Here is a 22,270-nt window from a genome sequence, read left to right as displayed (position 1 = left end):
GTGAGCTTGTTGGGTAAAGTCACTCGTGTTGGTCGCCCAGTTTTCTTTCCGCCGCAAGCTTAATCCTCCTAGCCTTCAAATACTCTCGGATATTAGCTGCATCTTCTTTTTCTAATTGCTCATCCACACCATAGAGATCGACTGGATCAAGGTGGAGCCTCTTCAAATAGTCAAAATAGTCTGAATACATCGCAAAAAAATCGACATTTATGTCCCCAGGAAATTCATCCGTAGCACCTTCCCAAGAATAGGTTTCAGAGCCTATCCCTGGCATAAATATTTCTGCTAAAATATAACGATAATAGTACATAACCGTTAACCATCTGTACATTCCATCGTTAACCAATGTTTTGTTAGCCAGTGTCAAGTCATCAGTACTTCCAACGTTCTTTCTTTTAAGTTTAGAAATTTTCTTTAACCTTTGTACCAGCACATGATAGACCTCGTATGGATCCCTCTCTATAAACGCTCCTGTTCCTCCTATCCATTCATCAATACTTGCTCCCTGCGGCCAACTGACTTGCTTTTCTCCCTTCCAAGGATTCTTTTCCCAATCAAAATCTTCTGGATCCCACTTCATTTCCTTTCCTCTGAGTTTCGAACCCTCCTCAAAATCAAAAGAGTATGGATCCCATTTCATTTCTTCTTGACTGGACCGTGGCTTCACTTCCCAGACAGTAAGTGCATGAGCAAAATTGTCAATACCCTCGCGGACTAAAGCATCTGCTGAATATTTTTCCTTCGTCAGGCTAAGAATTTGCTTATCAGTCATTACCCCATTGTTGATAGCGTTCGTTATAGTCGGTTTTAAAGGCACAAAGTAAAACGGAATTTTCTGCTTGCTAAATGGGTGGCCTATCAACCATCGGTCAAAACGCGAAAATTCCTTTTCACTTTCAACCCAGAAACGAAATTGACTCTTAAGCTGAGACCTACCAATATTTTCTGATCTCTTTTGACTATAGAATTCTTCTGTGTATATACCATCAAGCATGTCGACATTCCATCGAAATGCCATATCAAAATTTTTTCCACGACTCATATTTCTCATACTATTCATCAGGTAAACTATCAAGATAGATTCCAATGGGGTCCAAACTCGCTCCTTATCATAACTATAGAAGTCCAAATATTCACCTTCTAACAATGGCTCAACAGACTTCCCTTTCTTTAAACAGACACGTTGACTCCTCTTTATACGAATAAACTGGGCCTGCTCCACACGAGAAGATCTTTTCCTCTTTATCCGAGTATATTTGAATCTCTTCAATTGGACGGGCTTGACCTTCAGCCGGACCCTATTAGCATCATCAATTAGATAGCCCAGCTGAACAAAATGAGGAAAATATATACGCAGGTTGTCATGATTTAGAAAGTAAAGCAAATGTCCAAATGATAAACCAATGAGGTTAATCGTTTTTCGAAAAGAATCGCGTTGAAATCTTACAGCAGATGTTCCACCCACCCTAGTCGGTAAAGAGTCACTAATTGGATGGATAATATCACTACTACTATCTTTTAACTGATCATCAGTAAATAACATCAGTGCCAGCATTTTGGGACTATACAATCTTTCCGTCATGAATTTCACTCCTTGTTTTCTTGTATGGTACTCAATCATCGACATACTTTTTTCAAATAGCTTATAACAAATATTCTACTACTCAGCGTGTCGCAGACCTACTATCTACAAAAAAATAGACTCCATCATTGGAGTCTAGTCGTAATTTAAATTAGCTAGCGTCCGCGTCTTCCGTCACAAACGTATGCTTGTCATCCAACACATACTGGAATTCCACGGCATTCAACATCAAACTAGCCCGGAATAACGCTTTGATACCTTGTTCGTTACTCATGACCACGAAAAACTCGCGGTCGGTACCGCTCACCCGTTGGAAGGATTCATACTCTCCCTTGAAGCCTTCTTTCCGGAATAACGCGATAATCTTCATCATTTCAATCTGAGTTACTGCTTTGTCTGCCAAAATTCAATCTCTTTTCTCTATGCTAAATTTTCGGTCGCTAGTGGCCCCTCTAGTGACCGCTAGTGACATTTTTTCCCACGAAAAAGCCGCCTCCACAAACGAGGCGGCTCTGACTTAATCAGGTAATTACTTGCCCAACTTCGTCTTGTTAGTCATGTTTAACTTGTCATCGAAGTCGTAGACAACGGGTTCACCAGTTGCCATTTCGAGGTTCATGATGTCATCGTCGGAAATCCGTTCGATGTACTTGGAAAGGGCACGCAATGAGTTACCGTGAGCGGCGATGATGACGTTCTTGCCATCAAGCAACTTAGGAGCAATCTCATCTTCCCAGAATGGCATAACGCGTTCGAGGGTAACCTTTAAGTTTTCACCACCAGGTACGATGTTCGGGTCCAAGTTAGCGTAACGAGGGTCCTTAACAGCTGAGCCTTCAGCGTTTGCGTCCAAAAGTGGAGGCAAAACATCGTAAGAACGACGCCAGATGTGGACTTGGTCATCGCCGTACTTTTCAGCGGTTTCCTTCTTGTTCAAACCTTGTAAAGCACCGTAGTGACGTTCGTTCAAACGCCAAGTCTTGGTTTCTGGAATCCAAAGTTGATCGGATTCTTCCAAGACGTAGTGTAACGTCTTGATTGCCCGCTTCAGAACTGACGTGTAAGCGTAGTCGAACTTCATGCCAGATTCCTTGATCTTTTGACCAGCTGACTTAGCTTCTTCGACACCCTTTTCGCTCAAGTCAACGTCAACCCAACCAGTGAACTTGTTAGCTAAGTTCCATTCACTTTGGCCGTGGCGAATCAATACTAATTTTGCCATCACTTATAACCTCTTTCTTTGGTAGAATACCTAGTTATTTTACACCATCTAGCGGTTAATTTCAGCTTTATTGTGCGCTTCTTTTCGTGACACCGCTTACTTACCGCGTTTCCGAAAAAATGGCTAGCCGTTGTGGGTAGCGGTTGGCCATTTTTAACCTTTACTTCTCATCTTCGTCGGAACGATTATCCTTGCCGTGATGGTGCCGGTACTCGCGAATCTTCTGGACATCGACCTGAGGCCGCGGATGAAGCCCATGAACCGGTCGTACCCCCAGAATATCTAGGAAGAAGGTGAAGATTGGCACCCCGACAATCAAGCCCCAGACGCCAAATAACTGCTCACCCGCCAGCAGGACCACGAACGTGTAGAAGATTGGCAGTTCCGTTCGGCTCGACATGAACTTGGGATTTAGCACGTAAGCTTCCAGCGCGTGGACCACCACAATCATCACCAAAATGTAGACGATGTAGCGCACGCCCCCGACGGAATATCCCAGGAAAGCCAGCGGAAACACCGACACGATAACCCCGGCCACCGGAATCAGGCTCAGGATGAAGATCATAATCGCCAGCGTCGGCAACTGCGGCATCCGCATGATGGCCAGCACCACGGTCGTAATCACCGTATTACACAGGGCAATAAAGAACTGGGCCTCCAAGACCACGCCGAAGGTATTCACAAACTTCGTCGCGAAGAAATTAATATCTTGGAAAATCCACCCGTACGTACTGGTTAGGAAATGTTTGGAAAAGGCCGCCATCTGTTTACTCTCAATCGTAAAGAAGTAACTCAAAATCAACGACATAAACAGCGTGACGCCGAACGTCCCCACCGTTGACACGTAGGTGAAGACGACCTTCGCCCCGTTCTGAAGCTGGTTGACGATGTCCGACCCTTTAATGTAATCCGAAATCCACCGAACAATCTCATTATTATCCGCCTGCGGACTCTGGTAGAACTTAATCAACGTCTGGATGCCCTTCACCGTCGACGTGATCAACGTTGGCAGGTACGTGGTAATCACCCAATACAGCCCACCAATCAGGATGATATACGCCGCCGAAACAATCAGCGCCGGTGGTAACTTGATGACCTTGCGGACCGCCTTGACCAATTGAAGAATCAAGAAAGTAAAAATAAACGTGAGTAAAATCATGTTCATCTCGGCTCGAATGAGCCACAGGATGAAGATTAGGACGACTAGCACCGTGAAGCGGCGTAGGCGAACGTTAGCTATAAATCGTTCCCATAAACTCAATTATAAATCCCCCATTCCCATCTTAATTTTATTATACCGCATTGCCCCGGATTCTTGATCGTTAATGTCGCGTTGACCCGGCGGCTAGGTCCAGCCCCCGAGAGCCACAAAAAAGCCGCGACAAACCGCGGCCTCACAGCCTCGTCCATCGCGACTCCATTCAATTTCTCTTTAAGATTCGACGCCCTCTAAAACTGCCGACCGCTGATTGCTAAAAGTCAGTTGTAAGTCGTCCAAGCCCAGTGCCTTGTGGATGATGGCCGAAGCCCCACCCTTCAAGGACGCTTCCTTGGCGTTCTTGGTTAACAACAGGGGTGCCTTGCGGATAATGGCCAGTTCGTCCACGTACTTTCTGACGCAGTCCATCATCTCCGGCAACAACTCCAGAATCGGCGCATTCACGATAATCGCGTCCGGTGCGAAGGTATTCGACAGGTTGCCGAGCACCTTGGCCAGGTAGAAGGAGAACTCGTCGAGAATCGCCAACAGTTCTGGCCGGTGACCAAGATAGTCCCGGCGAATCCGGTTGACGTCCACGTGGTCAAGCTTCTGATAGGCCATGATCCGCTGTAAAACGGTTCCTTCCGCCACGTACTGGTTGACCGTCCGCACGTCTTTTTCCTGATACCGATCGGCCAGCGGACAGGTGCCGATATTTCCGGCCTCTCCGTTGTGACCACGGTACAGGTGACCCTCCGTCACGATGCCGGCCGCCACTTGGTCACGAATCGTCACCGAAATTAAGTTCTTGTAGATGCCCTCGCCCGCAAAGTCCCGTTCGTAAATGGCGGACTCGTTGGCCAAGTTTTCCAAGATTACGGGAACCTGGAATTTATCGCTGAAGTACTTCGCCAAGTCAAAGTTCTTGAAGCCCTTCAGGGACGCCCCTAAAATCTGGTTTTCATAAATAATCCCGTCTAACCCAAACGCGATGCCCAGCAGCCGACTGTCGTTATCGGCCACGGTCGCCGCAATCTTCTCATCGATCATATCCAGCACCGTGGTTAAATCCACATCACGGGTGGACACACTGGCGTAGTTCTCGGACCGGCCGTCCAAACGACTGGTAATCATCGAGAACCGTTGACGTAAAATGTTGATGCTAACGACATAGCCATACCCCACGTTTAGCAATGCCATGACCGGCTTCCGGCCACCGTTACGCGTGCTGACCCCGTGACCAACCTCACGGATCAGGCCTTCATGCAGTAACTGGCTGTAAATATCGGAAACCGTCACTTTATTTAAACTAAGATTTCGGGAAATCTGACTACGCGAAATTGGCCCTGCGTTCACAATCTGCTGAAGAACTTGCTTCTCATTGGTCGTACGCATGATATGTTTGTTGATAATCATAATTTTCTGTAATGTACCCGGCACCTGGCTTCGTGGTGATTCGGGAATCAAATCAGTTTTTAGGTCTCGCCCCATCCCCCAAGATTGGTGCTCACCTAGCCAGCTATCAGGCCCATTACTCTACCCCCCTTAGTAGAATTTCCTGATTCTAGATATATAGTAAATCACGCTTACCAATTTAGCGTGAAAAACGACTTGTGAAGTTTTGTGGGGCAATCCTGATATTTTCGGCCAAAACACCGGCTAAAGCCCGACGTTCCGGCGATTATATCACCTGCTTGCTGATTAACTCCATTATACACCCGGATAAACTATTTGTTTGCTAAACTTACCATCCTGTCAAATTCTAAGACTCATAAGTTCAAAATGGTAAGGTTTCTTTCCAAATTGCCGAAATACCGCCGTTTCACGATCGCTGGGTTTCCCCATGAGCGACCGCCACAATGACGATACAAAAAGGAACGCCGCCGCAGCAACGTTCCCCCGAAACTTTCGCTTATTTTAAATACTGACTCGTGTACTTCGCCAACGATAAGTTCTTCTTGTTGGCTTGTTGCATGGCGACCCGCACGTCCTGATCACTCATGGCGCTGGCATTACCGCCCGCGGAATCAATCGTCTTGCGGGCACTGGCAATCTGTTGGGCCGTGATGGTCTTGCCGTCCAGTTCCTTTTGGCTCTGCGTCACGGTGTACTCGTTGCTACCGGAGTAGTTCTTGGCCGCTTGTTTCTCGGAAGAGGTCAACGACGCGCTGGAGCTGCTAGCCGTGGCACTGCTGCTGGCCGCGGCCGAAGACGATGAGGCGGTCGATGCGGCCGAACTGGTCTCGCTGGTCTGACCGGCGTTGTTAGCCTTCCGCAGTGCTAAGGCCTGGGCGTACAAGCCCTTGTAGTAGCTCTGACGGAACTTGGCGTTGTTAAACAACTCATCCAACGTGGTATTGGATTGCCCATAGTTCAGTGCTCGATTCTCACCCTGGGCCTTGCTCAAGATCTTCTTGAATTGCTTAACGTTGGCGCGAATCACCTTGACCTGCTTGTAGCGTGCCTTGGCCCGCGTCACCAGCACCGAAGAGCCCTTCTTGGTGTTCTTGACGGCAACGTAGTGGGATTCAGCCGCGCTAAAATGGCGGGCCTCTAAGGCATCCTCACCGGCCACATACCGTTGCGTCTGCGTCAGGTATCTTTGTGCCGTCTTATCGTTTAAACGCCGCTTGAGAGCATTTTGGAAATAGCTCTCAGCTTGCGTGTAGTGTTTACTTTCAATGGCAGTACGCCCGTTGGCCATTGCCGCTTGGTACTCTTTAGCTGTCGCGTGATGATTCGAATACGCGTAACCACCAATCAGCAGTGCCACAACGATTGTTGCCACGACCCATACCCATTTTTTCAAAGTGAAAGACCTCCGCTGGTTAATTATGGTTTTATTATACCATGCCTGTTCGGCGAAACGGTGGATTTTACAGGGCCAAATCAGCTAAAGAAAAGGTTAAGCGCTTTCATCAAGAGCTCCCCCTTACGTTTTGGGGGAAGATAGGCGTATAATGGCATGGTAATTTTGTTTCTTCGCAGTATATGGAAGAAACCGGAAAGGACCCCTGACATGCTTGAAAAAACTTTCTACAAAACGTTTCTGAGCCACACCTTTAACATCCCCGTCCGCGTCAACTATTGGGACGGCACCAGCGATGTATACGGGACCGGCACTCCTGACGTCACCATCACCATTCACGAGGCCATCCCGGTTAAGGAAATTTCCCGCAACGCATCCATTGCGCTGGGGGAAGCCATCATGGACGGTAAGATTGAAATTGACGGGAGCATCGAAGACTTACTGACGGCCGCTTACGAAAACGCCGACAGTTTCTTCCACAACTCCAAGTTCATTCACTTCCTGCCTAAACAAAAGCATACCGAAAAAGAAAGCAAGGAAGATGTCCAAAACCACTATGATATTGGGAATAACTTCTACCAATTGTGGCTTGACGACACCATGACTTACTCCTGTGCCTACTTCGAAACACCCGAAGATGACCTGCACACGGCGCAAGTCAACAAGGTTCACCACATCATTAAGAAGCTCAATCCGAAGCCGGGTAACACCTTACTCGACATCGGCTGTGGCTGGGGAACCCTGATGTTAACGGCGGCCAAGGAATACGGCCTACACGTCACCGGGATTACCTTGAGTCAAGAACAATACGACTACGTTAACCAACGGATTCAAGACGAAGGCCTCGCCGACGTCGCCGAAGTTCGTTTGGAAGACTACCGTGAATTGGGCAACGAGACCTGGGATTACATCACGTCCGTCGGCATGTTCGAACACGTTGGCCAAGAGAACTTGGGCCAATACTTCGACTGCGTTCAAAAGTACCTGACCAACGATGGGGTCGCCTTAATCCACGGGATTACCCGCCAACAAGGTGGCGCCAACAACGGCTGGTTAAACAAGTGGATCTTCCCAGGCGGCTACGTTCCTGGCTTGATTGAAAACACGACCCACATCATCGAAAGTGGCCTGCAAATTGATGATATGGAACCTCTCCGTCGCCACTATCAAAAGACAGTTGAGATTTGGGATAAGAATTTCAACGAACACCGTGACGAAGTGGCCAAGATGTTTGACGATAAGTTCGTGCGGATGTGGGATCTTTATCTCCAAGCTTGCGCGGCATCGTTCAAATCTGGTAATATTGACGTGATTCAGTATTTGATTTCGAAGGGCCCTTCAGCCCGGATGTTACCAATGACGCGGGACTACATGTATGACGGTTCCCACGACCACGTTGAAGTAACAGACTAATTCAAATTTTCGGGTGACCGCGGATCATCTGATTTTAAAAGTCACCACACTGGGATTGATCACCCCGTGTGGTGGCTTTTTTGATTATTTTTTTGGTAATATCGGGGCTGCTAACGCCGGTATGAATGGCTTTAAACCCGACTATCGTGTAAACCTTTGTCGGTGATTTTCATCTCTGCTTTTGCCGGCGTAGCTATCATGATATAGTGGGTCTACCAGCAAGATCTTGGCAAGTAAATCGTAAAGGGGAATTAATATTTTTATGAAAGCTCAAACATTTATGATGGTCACTGCATTGCTTACGATTCTTTCGGGAGGGGAACTCAGCGCACAGGCGAAAACTCGACTAATGATGACTTTGACTCAGGAAGCATTCCCTAAAAATATCGCAAAGTAACGTATCTAAAAAGGACCTCGCCATTCCAGCAAGGTCCCCTCATTTGTAAATTTTGTCACGCCATAAACATCGATAAGATGAAGACGCCAATCAGGCCCACAATCACCGAGATGGCCATCGAACGGGTACGATACGCCACAATAATGACCACGACCGCTGCCAGCATTTCCGAATACTTGTTTAGCAGCAGCGCATAACTCGCGCTGTCGATAAAGATATCCTTCACCACTAGCGCCGTAAACAGTGATACCGGCACGAACTTCATCCATTCGTTAAACCATTCCGGAATCGCCCGCTTGGTGAACAACATCAGCGGGAAGAAACGCGGGATAAAGGCCACAATAAAGCCTAAGATAATTAGCCAAAAATGTTGCGTACTGTTCCACGTATTAACTGCGTTCATATAGCTCTCCCTGTGTCCTAATTAGCATCCGAATGCTCCACGGCTTCCTTCTTGGACCCCGGACTGCGCAAGCGCCACAGCCAATGACTGTCGGGCAATTTCTTGCGGAGCGTGGCTTCCAAGCCGAAACCAATCAGTGAAGCAATAATTGTCGAAATAACCAACCCTAACGTGCTCTTGGTCAACATCATGCAGGCCGCCGCGAGCACCCCTGAAATCAGGCAAATGACGATCGTCAGACGGTTCTTGATCTGCATGACAATCATGTACAAGAACAACGCCGTCAGCGCGAAGTTTACGATACTGAGGTCAATCTTCAAGGCACTGCCAATCAGACTCCCAACAACGTTACTAGCCGCCCAGAATAGCAAAGAATAATGCTCCACCATCAGAGCTTCTTTGCCCGTCCACTTTTTATCAGTGGCAAATTTCAAGTAGTTAATGGCGTAATTTTCATCGTTTAACGAAACCGCGAACATGAACAAGAAGCGGTTAGATGAGCCCTTTAAGTATGGCGATAAACTCGAACTCAGTAATGCATACCGTAATTCCAGGAAAAACAGCATCAAAACAATTGATAGTAATGGGGAATTAATAGTCAACATCGTGGCAATTAAAAATTGTGCCCCACCGGAAAAGATCAACAAAGAAACCAATCCAGTCAGTAAGGTATTGAACCCTGCCGCGTGTAGCAAAATCCCACAAGCCAGCCCAATCGGTATGTAACTTAGATTAAGGGGCATGGCTACCCGCAATGTCGACCGCCATAAGGGTTCGTTGGGGTCCGGCACTTGCTTGGGGTTTGGCCGTCGTTTATTCAAGAATGTTTGCCTCCGTCGAATACTCTGAGATATGAAGCAACCTAACAGGTTCCCCCGTTATGCATAAAACCACACGATGATATTTTAACATGTTTCAAGGCATTTTCATATAACATATACAATATTTATCAAGGATCAACCCGTCTAAACCCCGGATTTATTAACCGTTTGTGAAAATACTTGGTCAATTTTCATTCCGAGCTACCCCCTTAGAAATGATGCCCGTAAACCTCTAAATCGGCCGTAAAACCCTGCATTTCCGCAACGGCCGGCAAGTGTCCCCAGTGGGCATACCCGGCCTTCTCGAACAGGTGCCGGCTGGCTCGATTATGCCCAAAGATGCGCGAAATCACGGTGGTGACGCCTAACTGCGGCGCCTGTTGGGCGATAAAGTCGACCGCTTGGGTGCCCAGGTGCTGGCCTTGGTGGTGGTCATCCAGATACAGGGCCACCTCGGCCGTTTGGCGGTAACCCGCGCGGTCACTGTAGGGTTCTAACCCCACGAAACCCGCAACCTCACCGTCACTTTCAATCACCCACAGCGGGAAATGCGCCGGGGTGAAAGCCGCAAACCACGGCTGACGTTGCGCAACAGTCACCGGGGTTAAATCGGCGGTACTCCCCTTCGTGGCTACCGCCTGGTTATAAATCGCAATGATGGCCGCCTGATCATCGATCTGGGCCAGTCTAAATTCTACGGACATCGTTGTCCCCTCTTTTCTCTCGTCTGCCCCCATTATACCTAAAAAGTGCCGCGAAACCAGAGGCTTCACGACACTAACTTTTAAAAATTAGGATTCGTTTTTCTTCCGCGGACGCTTTTCAAACGTCACGTTAATCGCCGACCGTTCTCTTACGGTTAAATAGCCGATGACTTGTCACTCCGCTTGAGGAACGCCAAAAATCTAAAAAAAGAGAAATGCAACGTTAACCTTGCATTTCTCTTCAAGCTTTCTATTTTATGAATGAGCATTCGTATTCGGATCTTCAACCGCTTGTAACTTCTGGTTGTCATCCAATTGCGAGATTCCCATCAAATGTTTCTTCTGTAACCAGACCATCGTTGGCCAGAGCAGTGCTAAACCAAGAATGGTAAAGAGTGCTAAGACCCACAAGGCTTGGCCAACCATGCCGGACATCCCCGACGTAATGGCTTGCCGGAATCCGAGGATCGAGTAAGTCATTGGCAGGAATGGGTGAACCACGTTGTAGAAGTGGTTCGTCACTTCCATTGGGAACGTCCCACCGGAACCCCCGAGTTGAAGCATCAGGAGAACCATGGCGATGAATCGACCTGGGTTATCCAACAACATCGACAGGAACATGACGATAAACATCGACGCCTCGGCGAAGAAGACCGAAATCAAAATCATTTGACCCGGATGATCGACCGTCAAGCCACCTAGCATCATCAAGGCTGGTTCGATCAGCCCCATGGCTAGCCCTTCGACTGCGCCAATGGAAACCTTACTCAAGTACCAGCCCGTAGCGGTGCCGCCCTCGCGAGAAACCTTCCGAATTGGGAAGGCAAAGTTGAAGACCAGAGCCCCGACGTACAAGGCAACGGACAACACGTAAGGGGCCAGAGCGTGACCATAGTTTGGCACGTAACTGTAGTTTTCATGCTTCAGCTTCGTTGGTGCGGCAAACATGTCGGCTGTCTTGCTCGTGAGTGGTTGCGCCTGAATCTGATCGGCCCCACTCTTCAGTGACTTGGCCAACGTGCCATTGCCATCGGAAAGCTTCTTGGCGCCTTGCATCAGTTGGTTACTGTTGTCGTCCAATTGTTGCGAACCGTTAGCCAACTGGTTAACGCCACTAGTCAGCGTTGGCACCTTGCTGTTCAGCGTGTTCAGACCGGACGTTAATTGGCCGGAACCGTTCATGAGTTGTGCGGATGAACTGGTTAACTTGTTGCCGGCTGCGGTTAATTGCGGTGTATTAGCGTTGAGCTTATTGACACCAGCAGCGGCTTGATTGATACCGGAATTCAATTGTGAAGCACCGGATGAAAGTTGGCTAGAGCCTGACTTTAATGCAGGACCATTCTTAGCCAATTGTTTAGATCCATCAGCTAATTGAGTAACTCCAGCGGTCAGTGTTGGAATTTGACTATTCATTGTGGTTAGTCCATCCGAAAGCTGACTTGATCCCGTCAGCGCCTGAGAAACACCTGCCGTATAGGTATCTAACCCTGTACTTAGAGCGCCAGTTCCCTTGACTAGCTTAGTCAAACTATCCGAGGAATTACTCAATTGATTAATCATACCACTGTTGGCTTGAAGGTTCGCCAAGGCAGTAGCCATAGTTGAAAGGTCATCAGCCGTCAAGCCCGAGTTAGTCAGACCAGTTAACATTCCCTGCAAACTCTTAGCTTGTCCCTGCAAGGCAATCAGAGTAGTCAACGATCCCTTCATAGCGTCCAAAGTGGACCCAAGGTTAGTTATATCAGTTGTCAACTTGGTAACTGCGTCATCATAATCTTGTTCAGCCGTCGTACTCGTAGATTGGGTTGATTTTGTCGAGACTACCTTACCGCTTTTAACTGCATTAGCTTTATTTTCAGCTGTCGCGGTTGCACTATCAACCGCATCGGCAGCCTGTTTGATAGCACTCTCATCCCCACTTTTAACAGCTTCTTGCAACGCAGAAGCCTTTTGGGCCGCCGTGGCTGCTGCTCCTTGAGCGGCATCCACTGCTGCACTATCATTATTCTCTGAGTCATTACTATCTGCTTGACCTGAGCCATCGCTGGATAACGCATTATTTTTAATCGCTTGCTTGGTCAAAACATCTTTGACATCGGCAGTCAGAGTTGCTTCAGTATCCGTTAATGTTGTACTCATACTGGTTAAATTAACGTCAGAAAGTTGCGTAAGTTGCGCATTCAAAGCTGCCAACTTTTCTGCATTAAGCGCACCACTGTCTTGTAAATTACTCAATAGCGTCTGTAAAGCTGCCAACTTTTTAGGATCCTTAGTTAAAGCTGTTAAGGAATCCAAACTAGGCGCCAATTGGTTCATCATTGATTGCAGTTGTAAAACACCATCGTTAACTTGACTAGCCCCTGATTTCAAAGCACCAGAGTTTTTATCAAGCTCATTCAATCCAGCGGTTAAACTTTTCCCGCCCTTAGTCAACTTGGTCACACCACTAGCCAGTGGCCCGACCTTAGTGCTAAGCGTACCAATTCCCGTATTTAATTGGTAAACGCCATTAACATAGGTGTAAACACCCGTATTCAACGTTTTAGCCCCAGTAGCTAACTGATTGGCCCCAGCTTGCATCGTTGGCATCCCAGCACTCAGCTGTGAAACACCACTCGTATACTGATTAACCCCACTCGCATACTGGCCAACGCCGCTGGTGTACTTCGCCAGTCCGCTTTGTAGCGTCTGCGAACCGTTCGACAACTTCTGAATCCCGGTTGCCAGTGGCTTGACGGACGTCTTCATTTCCTGTAAGCCGTTGTTTAACGTGTGAACCCCGGTCGTGTAGGTGTTCAGGCCATCCGTTAAGGTAACCGTCCCGTCCTTCAACTTCGCGGAACCCTTGGCGGCCTTGTCCATTCCCTGACCCACAGCGTAGATCTGCTTGAAGGTGGCTTGCGCGTAAGCCTTCGTCACCTTGGCCCGGATTTCACTATCCAGCTTGGATGACCCCACTTCACTCATAACCTGGGCAATGTAGTTAGCAGAGCCGTTGGTTTTGTAAGTGAACGTCATCTTCTTCGGGTGCTTGTCCAGTGCCGTAGCGGCGTTGGCCGAGAAATTCTTGGGAATCGTAATCACCGTGTAGTACTTGTGGTGTTTCAACCCATCGGCCGCCGTCTTGGCGGACACGAACTTCCACCCTAATTGGTCGTTTTTCTTCAAATTGGTGATCGTTTGATCCCCAACGTTTAGCTTCTGCCCCTGATAGGTCACGGGCTTATCCTGATTAACCACCGCAACGGGCAGTTCGCCGGTCTCCCCATACGGGTCCCAGACCGACTTCAGAAAGAAGATACTGTAGAGGAATGGAATAAACATAATGGCAAGAACGGAGATTAAAATCAACCGATTATGCCGAATGTAATTCCATTCGCCTTTAATCATATTCACAAATGCCAACTCCCTTTATCCTCAAAATATCCTTAAAATTGCGCGTTTTCAGCTAATAATAAAAGTATCTTCGCACATTATTACTTGACTTGTCAAAAAAGCAACACGCCATCGACAATTCTTAGAAATCGCCACCAATTCGATCAGACCGGCGTTTCGGCGTTTCCAAACGGTATAAATTAAATTTCACCGGTTCGACCATTTAGCCATTACCTCAACCGATAATCCCATTATAGAGGCGCCTTACGCCCGCTACCTTGACTCGAATCAAGTCCGCACGTATCCCGATCGACGGTAAATTTCGCGACAAAACTATTTTCTATTTTAAAATTTTCCAAATAAAAAGTCACCCACCTCACGGCAAGCGACTTTCATTCATCTTCAATTCTAGAATAAAGCAACGACTGCTCGCCAAGCGCGGACGAAGATATTCGCCTTCTCCACGGATTGGGTCACCTTTAGTGGCACCTTGGTCGTCTTGGTATTGCCCAAGAAGCCCAACTGGTCGCCCTTCAGGGAGAGGTTAGCCGTTCCAATCGTGGTGTTCTTGGCCACGGGCGCTTCCAAATCCCCCTTCTGGCTGTATTTCGCCTTCAACTGGGTCTTGGCCGAGATGTTGCTGGCCACTTGGTCGTTACGAATCCACAGCTTCACACGCTTCCCCAATACCGTCTTGGCCGTCTTAGCCTTGGCATCGTGGGTGGTGATCGTCTTGGCCCCCTTCACCTGATCGCCGGCCTGGTAGGTCACGGTCTTGAAGTTATTGTAGACGTAAGACATCATCTTCTGAGTCTGTTGGAACCGCGAGGGGTCGGTCTCGGACTTGTGGGCCGCGTGTAGCACAACCGTCACGATCCGGTTGCCATCGTTGTTGGCCGTCCCGGTAAAGTTGGCTCCGGCCGCATCGGACGTCCCGGTCTTCAAACCGTCAACGTGTAACTTGGAATAAGCCGCCGACAGCCCCTTTAACATCCAGTTCCAGTTCTCCATCTTCGTGGCATCGTTGGTGCCCTTCTCGAACCACATCTTCTTGATGCTCGTGGTCTGCAAGACTTCGGGGTACTTGTTCAACAGGGCCACCGCCAACTTGGCTTGATCGGCCGCGGACCATTCGTTTTCCGCGGACCCCTCCACGTTGCTATAGCCGAGGTTACCGACCTGCTTGTTGGTCAGCCCACAGGCGTTGTAAATCTTAACGTCGGTCATCCCCAGCTTCTTGGCCTGGGCCTTCATCTGAGTGACAAACGCGTGGGGCGACCCCGCCACGGCGCTTCCCAAAGCTTCCACGGCACCGTTGGCCGAGTAAATCAGGGACGCCTGATACAGGGATTTAACCGTGTACTTGTGGCCCGCCCGCAGTGGGACGTTGGACAGGTTGGTGTTCTGCGCCACCTTAGCGATGTCCTTACTGATAGTGACCTTCTGATCCCACTTTAATTTACCGGCGTGGATGGCGTCGAACACCATGTAGATCGACAACAGCTTGGTCATCGAGGCCACGGGCAACGTCTGATCGGCGTTCTTACTGTAGAGAATCTGGCCGGTCTTGGCGTCAACCGCGATGCCGGCCTTGGCCTTCAGGTTCACGGTGGTGCTGGTGCTCGTGGCGGCGTGGGCCGTCACCGGTGCGCTTAAACTACTGATCCCGCCAGTGACCAGCGTTACCGCCGTCACCAGTCCAATCAACATTTGCCGTAATCGTTTCATCATTAGAATCAAAACTCCTCTGTCTTATGTAAGGCCAAACTGGCCCGTTTGCGAATCACTTATTGTCCCGGTGTCTTGAGCCGTTGCGGAATCTCCAAGGGGTGGTCGTGCTTGACCGGCAGATGAATCACAAAGCTGGTCAACGCATCGTCGGACTCCACGTAGATGTAGCCACCGTGTAGGGCCACGATGCTCTGGGCAATCGCTAAGCCCAGGCCGGTCCCCCCGGTTTCCTTGGAACGAGACTCTTCCACCCGGTAAAATCGTTCAAAAATCATGTTCAGCGATTCTTTAGGAATCTTCGGCCCATCGTTGGTGACGCGAACCTCCAACTCGGAATCGCTGAGTTGTTTGGCGACTAAATTAATATGCTTGCCACCATCGCCATACTTCAGGGCGTTAGACACCAAATTATTGAAGACTCGCACCAACTTCTCGGGGTCGGCCTCCATCATCATGGTCTCCGATGAATTCTCCGCGCCAATCGTCATGCCCTTCTTCTGGGCCTCCAACTCGAAGCTCGCGCCCAACTGTTCCAGCATGGCCGCCAAATTAATGTTGGTCAGACTCAGCGGCGTATCCGTCTGACGGACCTTGGTGTACTCGAAGAGGTCATCCACCAGTGATTTCATCTGTTTAGACTTCAAAAACGCCGTGTGCGTGTACTTGAGGAGGTCGTCCTCACTGTGGTACTGCTTGTCCTCAATCAGTCCCAGATAGCCGATAATGGACGTTAACGGCGTCCGAATATCGTGGCTGACGTTGGTGATCAGTTCATCCTTGGACTTCTCGATCGCCCGTTCCTCATCCATGGAATTAATCACGGAATCGACCAGCGCGTTCACGGAATCCACGACCCGCTGAACGTCGCCGCTAACCCGAAACGGAATCCGGTGGTCGAAGTGACCGTTGGCAATGTAGTGAAGCTCATCGATGATGTGCCGCAACTGCATCTGCCGGTAACGCCGAATTAGCCGCCACCAGACGACTAACGCATCGGCCACCAGCATCAAGCCAATGAACAGGTTCTCCCAGCTCCACAGCTGAAAGTGGTTGGGCCCGAGAACCACGGATCGTTTGATAATGAAGATACCGTCTCGCAGGCCGGGGTTACTCTCGATGGCCTGCACGATCAATACCAGTAACGCCAGGTTCAGCATCAACAGGAGAATGACGGTGACGACCCCTTCCATGAATAGCGCACTCTTCTCGCGCGTGGTTAACTTCATGGTTGAGCCTCCCGATAATTAAAATGTACTGCTTTCATGTTTACGCCTACTCTTCCGATTACACGGTCATGGCAGCGAATGAGGCCGCCACGACATTTTTTAGTGCGATTCAATCTTGTAGCCCACACCCCAGACGGTCTGAATGACCTTCTCGCCGTTCGTCGCGTCTTCGATCTTATCGCGCAAATGGCTCACGTGAACCATGACGGTCTTGGCCGACACGATACTTTCCTGCCGCCAAACCCGTTCGAAGATTTCATCCGCCGAGAAGACCCGGTTGGGGTGGCTGGCCAACAAGTAAAGAATCCCGAATTCCAGAGCCGTTAACGACACCGTCTTGCCGGCAATCGTCTTGACCTCGTGGGAATCCTTGTTAATGGTCAACGTCCCGATGTCCAAGATGTCTGGGCTATCGTCGGTCACCTGGTCCTGGCTCCGCCGCAACAACGACTTGACCCGCGCCATGACCTCTAAGGGGTTAAATGGCTTCGTGACGTAATCATCGGCGCCGGAAATCAGCCCTTGAATCTTATCCATATCGCCGGTCTTGGCCGACAGAATCAGAATAGGAATTTGCGAGTCTTTGCGGACTTCCTTCATCACTTCAATCCCACTCATCTCGGGCATCATGATGTCTAGAATCATCAGGGCAATGTCCGGCGTGGTGTGTAACTTGGTCAACGCTTCCTTGCCGTTGTAGGCGGTCAGGGGTTCGTAACCTTCATTTTTAATGTAAATTTCGAGTAATTGTGCAATTTCTTTATCATCATCGACAACTAAAATTTTCATGTGGGTTGTTCTCCTTTTTCTGCTAGGGTAAATCACTAGCGGTCCTGCCCCGTGGCTTTACGTCCATTTTAACAAATAACGCCGCCGAGACGACCGGAAAACCCGAACCTTTAGCCGGGCGTAAGGCACTTAACCATTCCTTAATCTTACACTATTTACCACGCGACCGCCAACTTGAAGATTAACCGAGACTTAACTTTTTTCTTGGGGTGGGTGGCTGGCCGCCTTGCCGTTCGCGCAGGATGAGCTGGATCGCGGTGGGTAGGACGGTCCAAGCCTGAGGAGCGGTCTTGGACCTCGCTTGGAACCACCATAGCCCGGTGTTTCCAAGTCGCCATTATCTAACCGGCTGATGCCGCTAAGATAATCCCACGGCTGAGCTCATCCTGCGCTTCACTCTCGGCTACAATCGACCGCATCCGCAGCGTTGGTTAAGCCCCAGAAAACCGTTCAGTCAGCGACTGGTGGAGCATCACCACGTCTAAATACTAGTTGGACGACGACATCGGCCACTCGGTCATGCCAGTCACTTTGGCTTAACTGGACTGTCGATCAACCGCCTCCCGCCGAGCCAGGAGTGAAGCGCCATCTCGGCTCGTCCCCAGCGCCCCAGCCCAACCACTATGAACGGCAAGGCAACCAGTACGGACAGCGTGGCCCAGCCCATTTAAACCAAAAGAAGACCGGCACCCCGCGTGAAGCGGATGAGGTGCTGGTCTCCCAATTTCAATCATTATTTGTAGTTAGGCGCTGCCTTCGTAATCTGAACATCGTGCGGATGTGATTCGATCAGACCGGCGTTGGAAATCCGGACGAATTGCGCGTTGTCAATCAGGTTTTGCACGTTGGCACTGCCCGTGTAACCCATACCGGAACGTAAGCCCCCGACCATTTGGAAGAGGATGTCATTGACGCTCCCCTTGTATTCCACGCGGGCTTCGATCCCTTCCGGAACCAGCTTGTTGGCTTCGTTCACGCCGCCTTGGAAATACCGGTCCGCGGACCCGTGAGACATGGAAGCCAAGCTCCCCATCCCCCGGTACGTCTTGTACTTCTTGCCGCCGTCTTCGATGATGTCGCCAGGGGCTTCATCGGTTCCGGACAGCATGGAGCCAAACATTACGGCGTTCCCACCGGCGGCCAGGGCCTTGACGATGTCACCGGAGTACTTGATGCCCCCATCGGCGATGATTGGCTTGCCAAATTCACGCGCCACGTTGGCAGCATCGTAAATTGCCGTAATCTGAGGCACACCGACGCCAGCAACCACCCGCGTCGTGCAGATCGAGCCAGGGCCAATGCCGACCTTGACCACGTCAACCCCGGCTTCGAACAAGGCCCGGGTGCCTTCACCCGTGGCCACGTTGCCGGCAATCAAGGTTGCATCTGGGAAATGTTGGCGAATCTCGCCCACCTTCCGCAGAACCCCCGCGGAATGACCGTGCGCCGTATCGATGATGATGGCATCGGCACCGGCTTTAAGTAAGGCGCCGGCCCGGTCAAAGGTATCGGACGTGACCCCGACCGCCGCGGCCACCAACAGATGGTTGTTGGCATCGACCGCCGCATTGGGATATTGGGTAGCTTCGTTTTCAATCGCCTTGACGTCCGCGACCATCTGGGCCTGATCCTCGGCGCTCATGTTCTTGTGGATGACGCCCAGACCACCGTTACGCGCCATGGTCGTGGCCATCTTGGTTTCCGTGACCGTATCCATGGAGGCGCTCAGGAAAGGAACGTTCAACTTCAGGTTCGGTGCTAACTGGACACTCAGATCAACTTCATTCGGCAAAACGTGGCTCTCTGCGGGTATTAACAAAACATCATCAAATGTGATTCCTTCTTTAGCAAACTTCGTGTCCCAATTAGACATAGTTGATATCGCTCCTCTTTAATTTAGTCTCAGGCTCGGTTAGGAATCCTGGGAGATATTGTTTCTAAATTTACCAGTCTAGGCCACTCAGGTCAAGGACTCTCATCGAACTATCATCTTTGAATTGGCGGCACCGATTAAATGAATAAGCGACTAAACAACCCCTCGTGAAATTGGTTTTATCCTAAATATTTTAGCTCGTCGCAAGGCGCTGGCTCCCGCCCTACTTTCGCTGGTAGAGCCAGTACGTCACGTTGACGCCCTCGAAAACCTGGGTATGCTGGGCCACGCAGCGGTAGTGGCGCGTCAACACCTTATCTAGCTTGGCCGTCCCGGGGTTCAGGTTCCCGCTGGTAATCCGGCCGCTACCGCCCTGCCACTGCTTCACCGTCTTACCGGCCGGCGTGTTCAGTACCACCCATTCCACACGGTGTTGACGAATCACCTCACGCTGGGACTGGAGAATCTGGGGCGCCGCACTCTGCGGAATGTTGTAGTTTTGGAAGAAATAGGTGTTCGGCACCGCGCCCGAGGCCGTGTAGAACCCCATGTCAATCGAGCCGTAATTTAGCAAGGTCAAGCGCGTCTGAGCCGGCGTCCGGCGGCGCATGATCCGCCCAAAGTCAACCTGGGCGGGTTGTTGCGGCTTGGTCGTTTGGCGCTCCGTAATCGCATTATTGTTGGGAAAGACCTTTGAATCGGTCACGTTATTATTGACGCCTAGCACCAGAAACAAGCTGAACAGCAACGTCGCTAGGATGGGAAACGGCGCGTCCGTGCTGGGAAGCGAGACGTGTTTGAAGAAGAGCTGGCAGAAGTACACGAAGGGCAACACGAAGAAGCCGAAGTAAATCAGCTGGTAGTACTGGTAGACCGCGCCGGACTGGTAACCGTACAGGGCCAGAAGATCGCAGCCCAACGCGCACGCCAGGTAGAGGCCCCGGCCAAAGTTAGTGGTGAAGACCTCGGACCGAAATAGGATCACCAGCGTCCCCACGATGCCCAGGGCAAAGAATAAGACGTTGTCCCAGTAGAACTGCGAGACCAGCGTGACGGACTGCACCAGATTGGCAAACGCCGCCACGGACGAGGTCAGGTAGACCTTGGTGTTAAACAGAATATAGACGTTGATGAAGGCCTTTAACGCCCCGGTCGCCACGAAATAAATGAGCCACGGCAACGTCGTTAATAGAAAGCCCCCGGCGCTCCAGGCAACGACGCGGCCGAGTTCGCGCCACTGCCGCTTCACCAGCAGGCGCCCCACAATCACTAAGTAGAAGATAATCCAGGCACCTAGGAGCGTGTATTTCGAAAGGAAGACGACACCCACGATGGCTCCTTGGGCGAAGTACCACCAGTGACTCACGTTGAAATGCCGCCGGTCCAGCAGAACCAACAGATAAATCAGCGACAACAACAACGGTAGCGTGAAGAACTCCACGGTATCGCCGTAATCGTAGTACGGATGGTACAGGAATAATAGCGGGGAAAGTAACGCGGTCAGTAGCGCCGGCAACTCGGCGGGCCACAGCAACTTGGCTAATTTATACACCAGAAACATCGCGGCCGTAACTGTGGCAATCTCGTACAAAAAGATCAGCAGGAAGCTACGCGACGAGACTAAGTAAGCCAGCCCATGGAGAAAATACACGTACGGCCCCTTCTGCTCGAAGATGTCCTTGTACGGGACGATGCCGTGCATCATGGCCTTCCCCACCGTGAAGAAGGCGTTGTTGTCCGGCGAGGTATCAAAGTAAAAGGCTGGCGAGGTGTAGGAACAAAACGTCATAATAAAGGCGCCCACGATGGCCAATAGCCCCAAGGCCTGACCATCCGGGCTCCGTAACTTCAAATGGATTCGCTTCAACATCGTGACCCCTCCTCATTAATTCGGTGAACAATCAATCTGAGCCGATAAGAAAAGACGTGGTTACCCACGCCTTTTCTGACGACGCTAATCGTCGATTGATTTCGTTTGACCACTGGCTGTGCCGGCTAGAACGGTGCCCGGCCATGACCGGATCACCACCCTGATTGATTGGCAAGGTCTAGTCTACCAAGCCCATCCCGTCGCTGCACAGGAAACGCCCTTTATTTGTAAATGTAGTAGCGAATCTCATAAGGCCGGTAGCCCTTTTGTTGAACAGCAAAGCGGAAGTACTTGCCGCCCTTGTCCAGCTTTTCGGCTTGCTTCTTCGTCAAGCGAACATCAAAGCGGCCGTTCTTTTCGACTCTAAACTTCTTAACTTCTTGGCCCTTCCGGTTGAAGAGTTCCACTTCGTCACCCTTCTTGCCCTTCTGGAACAGGATCTCGCGGCTATCCTTATGGTAATGTAAACGACCGCGCATCTTCTTGTCCGCGGCTAAGGCCTTGGCTTCCTTAATCTTCTTGACGCTGACCTTCTTAGTCTTAGCCCGACTAATCTTTCCCGTAAAACCACCAATATCGAGACCACCCGCATCATCATTCGGGTAGCTCGCCGTATTCGCATCACCGGCGTAACTGACACTATTGGCATCACTGGCAGCACTAGCATCGCTGGCATCATTGGCCGCGCTACTCCCCGTTGCCGGTGTGACTTCACCGTTGCTGGTATTGTTACTACTGCCACTGGCAGCATCGGCGGCACTCCCGTCGGCGTTAGCGCCAGTCGCAACGGCTCCAGCAGCAAACAATGCGGCAACTAACCCTAATACGTATCCAAAGATTTTTTTCATAAA

General features: G+C 50.1%; 17 protein-coding genes. 1 reads left to right on the top strand and 16 read right to left on the bottom strand.

Annotated features, from left to right (window positions below):
* Positions 1-19: 19 nt before the first annotated feature.
* The 6 genes from V8I28_RS03185 to V8I28_RS03160 all read right to left on the bottom strand — a co-directional run bounded on the left by V8I28_RS03185 (position 20) and on the right by V8I28_RS03160 (position 6,814).
* On the bottom strand, positions 20-1,582 hold the full coding sequence (locus V8I28_RS03185) for a hypothetical protein (RefSeq protein WP_341778677.1): 1,563 nt from the start codon (positions 1,580-1,582) through the stop codon (positions 20-22).
* A gap of 151 nt (positions 1,583-1,733) precedes the next feature.
* Complete coding sequence (locus tag V8I28_RS03180; RefSeq protein ID WP_341778676.1) at positions 1,734-1,985, bottom strand: hypothetical protein; 252 nt, start codon at positions 1,983-1,985, stop codon at positions 1,734-1,736.
* A 126-nt stretch (positions 1,986-2,111) separates the two neighbouring features.
* Entirely contained in the window at positions 2,112-2,804 is a 693-nt protein-coding gene (locus tag V8I28_RS03175) for a 2,3-diphosphoglycerate-dependent phosphoglycerate mutase (protein WP_341778675.1), read from the bottom strand.
* 160 nt (positions 2,805-2,964) lie between these two features.
* Complete coding sequence (locus V8I28_RS03170) at positions 2,965-4,065, bottom strand: AI-2E family transporter (RefSeq protein WP_341778674.1); 1,101 nt, start codon at positions 4,063-4,065, stop codon at positions 2,965-2,967.
* Between the two features lie 171 nt (positions 4,066-4,236).
* Positions 4,237-5,400 (bottom strand): ROK family protein, encoded by a 1,164-nt coding sequence (locus V8I28_RS03165; protein WP_341778673.1) that lies wholly within the window; start codon positions 5,398-5,400, stop codon positions 4,237-4,239.
* 517 nt (positions 5,401-5,917) lie between these two features.
* Positions 5,918-6,814 carry a hypothetical protein gene (locus tag V8I28_RS03160; RefSeq protein WP_341778672.1) on the bottom strand — a complete coding sequence of 299 codons (897 nt, stop codon included), beginning with the start codon at positions 6,812-6,814 and terminating at the stop codon, positions 5,918-5,920.
* 210 nt (positions 6,815-7,024) lie between these two features.
* Here V8I28_RS03160 and V8I28_RS03155 point away from each other — a divergent pair, with 210 nt between their 5' ends.
* A complete protein-coding gene (locus V8I28_RS03155; protein ID WP_341778671.1) occupies positions 7,025-8,227 on the top strand; it encodes a class I SAM-dependent methyltransferase in 1,203 nt (400 codons plus the stop codon).
* A 452-nt stretch (positions 8,228-8,679) separates the two neighbouring features.
* On the opposite strand, the gene V8I28_RS03150 is transcribed toward V8I28_RS03155, so the two are convergent.
* The 10 genes from V8I28_RS03150 to V8I28_RS03105 all read right to left on the bottom strand — a co-directional run bounded on the left by V8I28_RS03150 (position 8,680) and on the right by V8I28_RS03105 (position 22,267).
* Complete coding sequence (locus V8I28_RS03150; protein ID WP_057732216.1) at positions 8,680-9,027, bottom strand: AzlD domain-containing protein; 348 nt, start codon at positions 9,025-9,027, stop codon at positions 8,680-8,682.
* 17 nt (positions 9,028-9,044) lie between these two features.
* On the bottom strand, positions 9,045-9,848 hold the full coding sequence (locus tag V8I28_RS03145; protein ID WP_445928175.1) for an AzlC family ABC transporter permease: 804 nt from the start codon (positions 9,846-9,848) through the stop codon (positions 9,045-9,047).
* Positions 9,849-10,057: 209 nt separating this feature from the next.
* Entirely contained in the window at positions 10,058-10,552 is a 495-nt protein-coding gene (locus V8I28_RS03140) for a GNAT family N-acetyltransferase (RefSeq protein WP_341778670.1), read from the bottom strand.
* 255 nt (positions 10,553-10,807) lie between these two features.
* Entirely contained in the window at positions 10,808-13,951 is a 3,144-nt protein-coding gene (locus tag V8I28_RS03135) for a YhgE/Pip family protein (RefSeq protein ID WP_445928174.1), read from the bottom strand.
* A 387-nt stretch (positions 13,952-14,338) separates the two neighbouring features.
* Entirely contained in the window at positions 14,339-15,661 is a 1,323-nt protein-coding gene (locus V8I28_RS03130) for a serine hydrolase (RefSeq protein ID WP_341778669.1), read from the bottom strand.
* Between the two features lie 56 nt (positions 15,662-15,717).
* On the bottom strand, positions 15,718-16,887 hold the full coding sequence (locus V8I28_RS03125) for a sensor histidine kinase (RefSeq protein ID WP_341778668.1): 1,170 nt from the start codon (positions 16,885-16,887) through the stop codon (positions 15,718-15,720).
* A gap of 99 nt (positions 16,888-16,986) precedes the next feature.
* On the bottom strand, positions 16,987-17,676 hold the full coding sequence (locus V8I28_RS03120; protein WP_168849897.1) for a response regulator transcription factor: 690 nt from the start codon (positions 17,674-17,676) through the stop codon (positions 16,987-16,989).
* Positions 17,677-18,409: 733 nt separating this feature from the next.
* On the bottom strand, positions 18,410-19,549 hold the full coding sequence (guaB, locus tag V8I28_RS03115; protein WP_341778667.1) for an IMP dehydrogenase: 1,140 nt from the start codon (positions 19,547-19,549) through the stop codon (positions 18,410-18,412).
* A gap of 223 nt (positions 19,550-19,772) precedes the next feature.
* Positions 19,773-21,419: a teichoic acid glycosyl transferase gene (locus V8I28_RS03110; protein WP_341778666.1), complete on the bottom strand. Its 1,647-nt coding sequence runs from the start codon at positions 21,417-21,419 to the stop codon at positions 19,773-19,775.
* A 221-nt stretch (positions 21,420-21,640) separates the two neighbouring features.
* Complete coding sequence (locus V8I28_RS03105) at positions 21,641-22,267, bottom strand: hypothetical protein (protein ID WP_341778665.1); 627 nt, start codon at positions 22,265-22,267, stop codon at positions 21,641-21,643.
* Positions 22,268-22,270: the final 3 nt, after the last annotated feature.

It is taken from the genome of Levilactobacillus sp. HBUAS70063, from assembly GCF_038374745.1.
Classification (GTDB): domain Bacteria; phylum Bacillota; class Bacilli; order Lactobacillales; family Lactobacillaceae; genus Levilactobacillus.
This window is presented reverse-complemented; position numbering and strand designations above follow the sequence as displayed.